The following is an 8,259-nucleotide window of genomic DNA, read 5'->3' on the forward strand; positions in this document are numbered from 1 at the left end:
CCAAAAAACCCAAAAAACTAACGCAAGTTTCTTTCGAGCAGTTGCATGATGCGGTCGGTGGTGCGGCCGGGGGTGTTGCACAGGACTGCGAAACGATAGAGGCCGCCTGCTTCGGATTCCAAATAGCCCACCCGGGTGCTGACGCCTTGCAAGGTGCCGGTCTTGTACCATTGGCGCCCTTCTTGACGCATCAGGTGGTGGTGCGGCTGGAAACGGGCCAGCACGTGCAGCATGGTGCGGGCCGAGACCCGGTTGTGGCGCGAAAGTCCCGACGCTTCCACCAGGGTGCCGGTGGTGATGCCCAGGTGTTGGGTGTAATAGTGCTGCAGCACCGCCACGCCTTTTTCCATGGTGGCCGGCGGCCCGTGGACCTGTGCGCCCATGGCCAGCAACAGTTGGTTGGCGATGAAGTTGTTGGAAAATTCGAGCAGGTCGGCGATGATCTTGGTCAGCGGATGTTCGGAACGATGGCGCCACAGCAGTGTGTGGAGATCGGTATCGAGAAGGCCCGGTGCGATGGTGCCCGCCGTAGCCACGCCGGCATCCCGCAGGAAGTGCTCGAACAGCTCCCCTGTGTAGCGCAGCATCTCGTGGCGATTGCCGGCGATGGTGATCCGGCCGCTGGTCAGACCCGATGCCTCGATGGCATCGATCATGAACGGCAGCAGAGGGGTTTGGGGTTCGGCACTGGCCCAGGCGCCGTTGCGCCGTTCGAAAAAGAAGGTGTTGAAATTGACGCACAGGGCGCCGTTGGGCGCATCGTAGGCCCGCGCCGAGCCGCCGCGTCCCGGGATTGTCAGGGGTTGGTCGAAATAGGTGTCGTCCAGCACCAGGCCGTCGATGCGCTCAAGGCGGCCGGCCAGCTCGGCGGCCATGGCCGCCACCCGTTCGGAGACCAGTAGCGGATCACCGTATCCCTTGATCGCCAGGCGGTTGTCGCCATCGAGATGAAAATCGGTGATGAATCGATGTTCCGGCCCCAGGTGGTGCAATGTCGCCAGCGCCGTCACCACCTTGAGAATGGAGGCGGGCACCAGCAAAGCATCGGGGCGCACCGCGACCACCGGGTTACCGTCGGGCGCCGCCACCATCACGGCATCCCGGGGTCCCAGCAGAGCGGTCAAGCGTTCATTGAGCGTGGTGTCCGCCGCGGTGGTGCCGGCGCCGATCAACAACATCAAAACAAGCAACCCGATGCTTCCCGTTGACCGCCGCTTCAATCTTGCAATGTGCACCATTTGCTCCGATCCTCGATCCAATGAGGCGCTTGGCATGTTGGCGTTTGTGTCCATTGCCATCCTCCCCTTTTTTCATGCCGCTGGAAATTTTTCAAGATCGCCGGCGGACGGTCGATAATAGTGAGATGAACGCCACAGTCGCCTCCGGCGGCGCTTCGCCGCACTGGTGAATGGCCTTTGTGCGTGTAACTTCAGTGGGATGATCGGGATGGAGTCGAATCAAAACCGCCGCTTTGCCCTGTTGCTGGTCGATGACGAACCCGCTGTCCTGGCGGCTTTGAAGCGGGTGTTTCGCAAAGCGCCCTACGTGTTGCACGCGGCGGAAAACGGTCAGGCCGCCCTGGAGATACTGCGCCGGACGCCCATCGATGCCGCCTTGGTGGATCTGATGATGCCGGAAATGGACGGCATGACCTTGCTGTCGCAGATGCAGGCCAAATGGCCCACGGTGCGGGTCGTGATTCTGACCGGCCACGGTGGCGTCGCGGAGGCGGTGGCCGCCATCAAAATGGGGGCGGTCGATTTTCTGCAAAAACCGTTCGAAGAGGAGAATCTGCTGGCCCGCTTGGAGCAGCTGCACCGGATCTGGCAGCTGGAGCAGGAGAACCGCCGGCTGCGGGCCGCCATGGAGATCCGCTTCGGATTCGATCAGCTCACCGGCCAGGCCGAGGCCATGCTCAACCTCAAGCGGATGATTCTGCAGGTCGCGCCGTCGGATGCCTCCATTTTGATCCAGGGCGAAACCGGCACCGGCAAGGAGTTGGTGGCGCGTGCCATTCACCACCACAGCCCCCGGGGCAAGGGGCCTTTCGTTCCGGTGGATTGCGCCGGCATCAATGAAACGGTGATGGCCAGCGAGCTGTTCGGGCACGTGCGCGGCGCCTTTACCGGCGCCCACGAAAGCACCGCCGGATTGGTGCGTTCGGCCGATAAAGGCACCCTTTTTCTGGATGAGGTGGGTGAGCTGTCGCTGTCCATGCAGGTCAAGCTGCTGCGCACCATCCAGGAGAAGGAGGTGCGTCCGGTGGGCGCCGGCCGCAGCCATCCGGTGGATGTGCGTATTCTGGCGGCCACCAACCGCAATCTCGAGCAGGAGGTGGCGGCGGGGCGCTTTCGCCAGGACTTGTACTACCGCCTCAATGTGGTGGTCATGACAGTGCCCCCATTGCGCGACCGACTGGACGATGTGCCGCTGCTGGTGCGCCATTTCATCGAGCGGTTTCGCACACCCGCCTCCCCGGTGCATCGCATCACCAAGCAGGCCTTGCTGTGCCTCATGGCCTACGACTGGCCGGGCAATGTGCGGGAGCTGGAAAATGCGCTGCGCCGGGCCGTGGCCATGGGCCAGGAGGAGCGCATCGGACCGGCGGATTTACCGGAGAACATTCACGCGCCGGCCCCCACCGGCGCCGCGACCGGGGTGCCCGGACAAGCCGCCGGCATTGAAGGGGATTCCCTGGAGGTCTACGAAGCGGCCGCCATTCGCAATGCCTTGACCAAGTCGGGCGGCAACCGCCGCAAAGCCGCCGGCCTGTTACAGATTGGGGAGGCCACCCTCTATCGCAAGCTCAAAAAATACGGCATCGATGGCTGAGGGCGCGAATCGGCGTGCCTGTTTCGGGACCGGTTTTCAGGCGGTACCCCCGGTTTCAAGGATCAGGGTGACCGGGCCGTCGTTTACCAGGGAGACTTGCATCATGGCGCGAAAACGGCCGGTGGCCACCGGAATGCCCAGTTCGCGGACGTGAGCGACGAACCGTTCATAAAGCGCCTCGGCCTGCGGCGGTGGTGCGGCGCCCACGAACGAGGGGCGCCGCCCCTTACGGCAATCGCCCAGCAAGGTGAACTGGGATACCACCAGCATGGCGCCGCCCGTGTCGATCAGGGAGCGGTTCATCTTGCCCTGATCATCTTCAAAGATCCGCAAATGGGCCACCTTGTCGGCCAGGTAGTCGGCTTCCCGGGCCGTGTCGTCGACGGCCACGCCCAGCAAGACCATCAAGCCCGCCTCGATGGCGCCCACCGTTTCGCCACCCACCGTGACCGCGCTCTGGGTCACCCGTTGCACCACTGCCCGCATATCGGCTTCGCTCCCCTCCATCCATGCCTGTCATTCAATTGTGCCGGGCTTATCATTGCCTTAACGGAATTGCTTCACTTTTTTCATCGGCACCTTGAAGGAGATCCGGGCCGACGGGCAGTGGTCCCAACGATTGCACTGGAAGGTCTTTTTTGCCCTCGGTTTGTTCGTCTGCTCCTTTTTCATTCCCCCGCTGCTCAAACGGTGGCGCCGGTATCGCCATGAGGGTTTGACGGATCGGTGAGGGAGTCTTTCCTGCCAGCGGTTTCATGCTTCGAAGAGAAAGGCCGCAAAACCGGCGCCGGGGGCCATGCCCGGAGTGATGACGGGCGCATTCGCCGGCTCATGGTCCGGGGAATGCAGCAGGGCGCCGGCACTTTGCCGGAGGACCAGGCCGGTGCGGGCCGCCATTGCAAGGGTTTTCTTCAAGGGGCGAAAGCGGGCATGGGCGTATATCGGGTGGCCTTGGGCCCCTTTTCGCATGTAGGCGCGCGCCCAGGCGCCTTCGGTGGGCAGGGTGCCCAGGAGCAATCGGCCGCCCGGTCGTAACACCCGCCGGCACTCTCGGAAGACCGCGTCGGGTCGGTCCAGAAAACACAAGGTGAAGGCGATGAGAATGCCGTCCAAGGCGTCGGCGGGGTAAGGCAACCGCTCGGCCCGGGCCAGCTGCACCCGGATGCCCCGCGCGGCTGCCTTGACGGCCATGGGCAGCGAAAGGTCGATGCCATAACCGATGCTCAATGCCTCGGCGAAGCGCCCGCTGCCCACCCCCACCTCCAACCAACGGCCGGCAAAATCGTTCCACACTGCTCGCAGGCAGGCCACTTCCTCCCGAAAAAGCGCCCGCCCTGCCGCATCATCGTACCAACGGTCATAATCATCGGCAATGGTATCGAAAACGGTCCCCATTCACCCAACCCGAAGAACTCTAACCGGCAGAATTCATTAACGTAAAACTCTTAACACTGAACACCTGAAACTCTATTTTAACCCAACAAACGCAACAAACTATTTTTTATCCCCCAACCGCTCCAAAGCGGCAAAGGGATTGTTGAACGGCTGCTTTTCGGGCCGCCCAGGCCTTTGGGGTTTGCCGCTGCCGCCGGGTTTCCTGGATGCAGGGCCGCTTTTCCGCGCCGGTTGATCTTTGCGGGATGCCGCGTCGGCCGATGCCCCGGGCTTGGCGCCGGTGCGCATGGAGAGGCTGATGCGCTTGCGCTCCAGGTCCACTTCCAGCACGGTGACGGTCACCTTTTGTTGCACCTTGACCACTTCGGACGGGTCCTTGACGAAACGGTCGGCCAGCTCGCTGATGTGGACCAGGCCGTCCTGATGAACGCCGAGATCCACGAAGGCGCCGAACTTGGTCACGTTGGTGACGATGCCGGGCAACCGCATGCCCGGCTCAAGGTCCTTGATTTCGGACACATGGTCGGCAAAAGCGAAAGCTTCGAAGGTGCGGCGCGGATCGCGGCCCGGTTTGGCCAGTTCCGCCATGATGTCGGTGAGGGTGGGCAGACCCACTGTATCGGTGACGTAGCATTGGATGTCGATCCGTTGGCGCAATTCCGGCTGTTCCATCAACGCCTGTACCGTGCAGCCCAGGTCAGCGGCCATGGCATCCACGATGGCATAGCTTTCGGGGTGCACGGCACTGGCGTCCAGGGGGTTGGCGGCCCCGGGAATGCGCAGGAAGCCGGCCGCCTGCTCGAAGGCCTTGGGGCCCAGGCGGGGTACCTTCTGCAGCGCACGGCGGGTGGCGAAGGGGCCGTTGGCATCCCGGTGGGCCACGATGTTGCGCGCCAGTTGGGGACCGAGCCCGGACACGTAGGTGAGCAGTTGGGCACTGGCCCGGTTGAGGTCCACCCCTACGCCGTTGACACAGCTCATCACCACATCGTCCAGGCCGGCCTTCAAAGCGGTCTGGTCGACATCGTGCTGGTATTGGCCCACGCCGATGGATTTGGGGTCGATCTTGACCAGTTCGGCCAATGGGTCCATCAGCCGCCGACCGATGGAGACCGCGCCGCGCACGGTGAGGTCGTGGTCGGGAAACTCCGACCGCGCCACTTCCGAGGCCGAATAGATGGAGGCGCCGCTTTCATTGACCAGCAGCACCATCACCGATGGGTCAAGGCCCAGGCCCCGCACGAAATGTTCGGTTTCGCGGCCGGCGGTGCCGTTGCCGATGGCGATGGCCTCGATCTCGAAGCGGGTGCACAGTTGGCGCAGGGTGTGGCGCGCCTTATCCGCCTGTCCCTCGCCGGTGTGGGGATAGACGGTGTCGTGGTGCAGCAGCTTGCCCTGGCGATCGAGGCAGACCACTTTGCAGCCGGTGCGAAAACCCGGGTCGATGCCCATCACCCGCTTGGCCCCCAGGGGCGGCGCCAGCAACAGTTCGCGCAGGTTTTTGGCGAACACCCGGATGGCCTCGGCGTCGGCGCGTTCCTTGAGCGTGACCCGCAATTCGGTTTCCAGGGAGCGGGAGAGCAGCCGCTTATAACTGTCGTGGACCGCTATGCGTACTTGGGCGCTGTCCGGGCCTTGGCCCTTGAGAAACAGGCTTTCCAGCAGCGGCAATGCCTCATCTTCATCGGGCAGGAGGGTCAGCGAGAGAACATCTTCCCGCTCGCCCCGGCGCATGGCCAGCAGGCGGTGCGAAGGGACGGTCGCGGCCGGTTCCTGCCAATCGAAATAGTCCTTGAATTTGGCCCCCTCGGCCTCCTTGCCCGCCACCACCGCGCTGCGTACCGTCGCTTTTTGGGCGAACAGCGCCCGCAGCCGCGAGCGCGCGGTTTCGTCCTCGTTGACGATCTCGGCGATGATGTGGCGCGCGCCTTCGAGGGCCTCTTCGCCCGAGGCCACGCCTTTTTCCACATCCACGAAGGGCAGGGCCGCCTCTGGCGGATCGGCCCCCTCCTGGGCCAGCAGCACCAGGGCCAATGGTTCCAGGCCCTTTTCCCGGGCAATGGTGGCCTTGGTACGCCGTTTGGGTCGGTAAGGCAGGTAGATGTCCTCCAAAACCGCCATGGTCTCCGCCGCCAGCACCCGCTCTTTGAGTTCGTCGGTCAGGTGGCCGTTTTTTTCAAGGCCGGCCAGGATGGCTTCGCGACGGCTGTCGAGTTCGGCCAACTGGCCCAGGCGGTCGCGCACGGCCGTGATCTGGACCTCGTCCAGGCTGCCGGTGACCTCCTTGCGATAGCGGGCGATGAAGGGCACCGTGGCGCCGTCGGCAAATAAAGCGGCCACGGCTTCGACCTGGTGGGGTGCAATGGTCAATTCGGTGGTGATGGTGGCGAGGTGCTGGGGGTTCATGGAACAACTCCTGGTTCGGATAGGCTCCCCGGCGCCGCCGCAGGGAGAATGGATCGGTTGGGGCGCGATGGCCGATGCAGACAGCGCTCGGCCATCCGGCAATGGATGGTCACGACCTATAGGGTTTCGGCGCGGCAGTTGTCAAGTGGAGCGGGATCAGTAGGAAAAGGAGAAGGTGAGCGAGCCGTAGGATTGGGGGTCCTTCTGGCCATAAAACTCCTTGGTTTGGAACACATGGCCGTAGCTGACCTTCAAACGGTGAAAAATCACGCCCACCCCCACCATGAAGTTGCCGACCACGGGCCGTTTGTCGACGCTGTGGCTGTCGCGGAAGGTGTTGCCGTCCAGAAAGATGTAATGGGCCATGTAGCGCACGTCGACGCCGGCGAACAGATGAATGCCCAGGCGATGGAAGCGGGGGTTGAAACGGGGATCCTGGTCGTCGATGGGGGCGTTGGTGTCGGAGCCCGGACGGATCAGGAAGGTGCCGAAGTCGTTGGGCAGGTTCCAGCCGAAGCGGACCTGGCTGCCGACGTTGAGGCCGTTCCAGGCGTTGCCCAGGGCGCCGCCCAGATGGGGAATCAGATCCGCGCCCCATCCGCGGCCCATGTCCACCTCCTTGAAGCGCCACTTGCGTTCGTAAAACAGGTTGATGATGAACTCGTCCTTGAGCTGGTGGCGCCACCCCCGGGGTTCCGCGCTGTCGGTGATTTCGTGCACGATCTTTTGGGTCTCTTCGGCATAGGAGTGGGGGCCGACCATCCCGAGATTGATTTCGATGGTGTCCATGCGCCGACGGTCCTTGCTGTGGAGGCCGAACCCAAGGTAGGTGATGCCGGCGTAAGGGCGGTCGTTCTCTGACAATTCGGTTAGACGGATGTCTTCGGGGGTGTAGATGTTCTGGCCGATGGAAAAGGAGAAGATCCGTTGGGCGCCGGGCCGGTTGATAATGGGTAGCGCTTCGATGAGGGGGTAGCTCCACTTGGGAATGCGCCGGTCGTCCTGATAGCGGCTCAGGTCCTGGGACATCCAGGTCAGTTTGACGCCGTTGGTGTACTGGCGGTCGGTGCCGTCGAACAGGTCGTTTTCGAAAGAGAGGGTGAAGGTCTTATATTCGCCGGGCCGCTTTTCCGCGTGGGTCGTGGGTGGTGTCGCTGCGGCCGGCAGGAGCAGGCAGAAGGCAAGGATTGTCAAGGCAAGCGTTTTGCGCATCGGTTTGCTGCTGCTTTCTTTCGGGGGGTGTTCAGGAACGTATCGCCGCCATCTGTTTTTTACTGTCGCGTTGCAGTTTATTTTGCATTGATATATCAAGTGTTCTCGGTTGGCAAGACGGAGATGGGCGGGCGGCAACTATAGCGGAACGCGGTTTTCCGATAAATTCTTCGGTTTTCAAACCAGCTGGAAGCATTCATGTTTGCAATGATTTGATGTCCGATGGCCGTTGGGTGGTGCAATTTTTGGAATCCGATATTGGTTGATTGGTTGGCCAGAGGTTTGAATTTCCGACGTAGGTTGTCGGGAGCGTTGAACGTCCTTTTGGTGGTGCTTTGACGATGGTTGTAGTGAGCGTTGATCGACCGCCGGCGAATGGGTCGGGGGGCGGGTGATGCGCGTTTTGGCGCATAG

7 protein-coding genes are annotated in these 8,259 nt (G+C 62.5%); 1 reads left to right on the forward strand and 6 read right to left on the reverse strand.

Annotation, left to right across the window (positions count from 1 at the left end):
- Window positions 1–17: 17 nt before the first annotated feature.
- Window positions 18–1,190 carry a D-alanyl-D-alanine carboxypeptidase/D-alanyl-D-alanine-endopeptidase gene (locus tag MRX98_RS14230; protein WP_246910769.1) on the reverse strand — a complete coding sequence of 391 codons (1,173 nt, stop codon included), beginning with the start codon at window positions 1,188–1,190 and terminating at the stop codon, window positions 18–20.
- A gap of 256 nt (window positions 1,191–1,446) precedes the next feature.
- Between MRX98_RS14230 and MRX98_RS14235 the strand changes: the two genes are divergently transcribed.
- Entirely contained in the window at window positions 1,447–2,832 is a 1,386-nt protein-coding gene (locus MRX98_RS14235) for a sigma-54-dependent transcriptional regulator (protein WP_246910772.1), read from the forward strand.
- Between the two features lie 36 nt (window positions 2,833–2,868).
- On the opposite strand, the gene dtd is transcribed toward MRX98_RS14235, so the two are convergent.
- From dtd to MRX98_RS14260, 5 genes are all read right to left on the reverse strand, one after another.
- Window positions 2,869–3,318 (reverse strand): D-aminoacyl-tRNA deacylase, encoded by a 450-nt coding sequence (gene dtd, locus MRX98_RS14240; RefSeq protein WP_246910774.1) that lies wholly within the window; start codon window positions 3,316–3,318, stop codon window positions 2,869–2,871.
- Between the two features lie 267 nt (window positions 3,319–3,585).
- Window positions 3,586–4,227: a class I SAM-dependent methyltransferase gene (locus tag MRX98_RS14245; protein ID WP_246910778.1), complete on the reverse strand. Its 642-nt coding sequence runs from the start codon at window positions 4,225–4,227 to the stop codon at window positions 3,586–3,588.
- Between the two features lie 99 nt (window positions 4,228–4,326).
- Complete coding sequence (locus MRX98_RS14250; RefSeq protein WP_246910781.1) at window positions 4,327–6,633, reverse strand: Tex family protein; 2,307 nt, start codon at window positions 6,631–6,633, stop codon at window positions 4,327–4,329.
- A 156-nt stretch (window positions 6,634–6,789) separates the two neighbouring features.
- The gene (locus MRX98_RS14255) at window positions 6,790–7,845 is read right to left on the reverse strand and encodes a lipid A deacylase LpxR family protein (RefSeq protein WP_246910784.1); all 1,056 of its coding nucleotides are present in this window, start codon (window positions 7,843–7,845) and stop codon (window positions 6,790–6,792) included.
- A 95-nt stretch (window positions 7,846–7,940) separates the two neighbouring features.
- On the reverse strand, window positions 7,941–8,259 hold a 319-nt coding region (locus tag MRX98_RS14260), incomplete at its 5' end, for a hypothetical protein (protein WP_246910787.1).

The sequence above is a fragment of the Desulfatitalea alkaliphila genome (genome assembly GCF_022968795.1).
In the GTDB taxonomy this organism is placed as follows: Bacteria; Desulfobacterota; Desulfobacteria; order Desulfobacterales; family Desulfosarcinaceae; genus Desulfatitalea; species Desulfatitalea alkaliphila.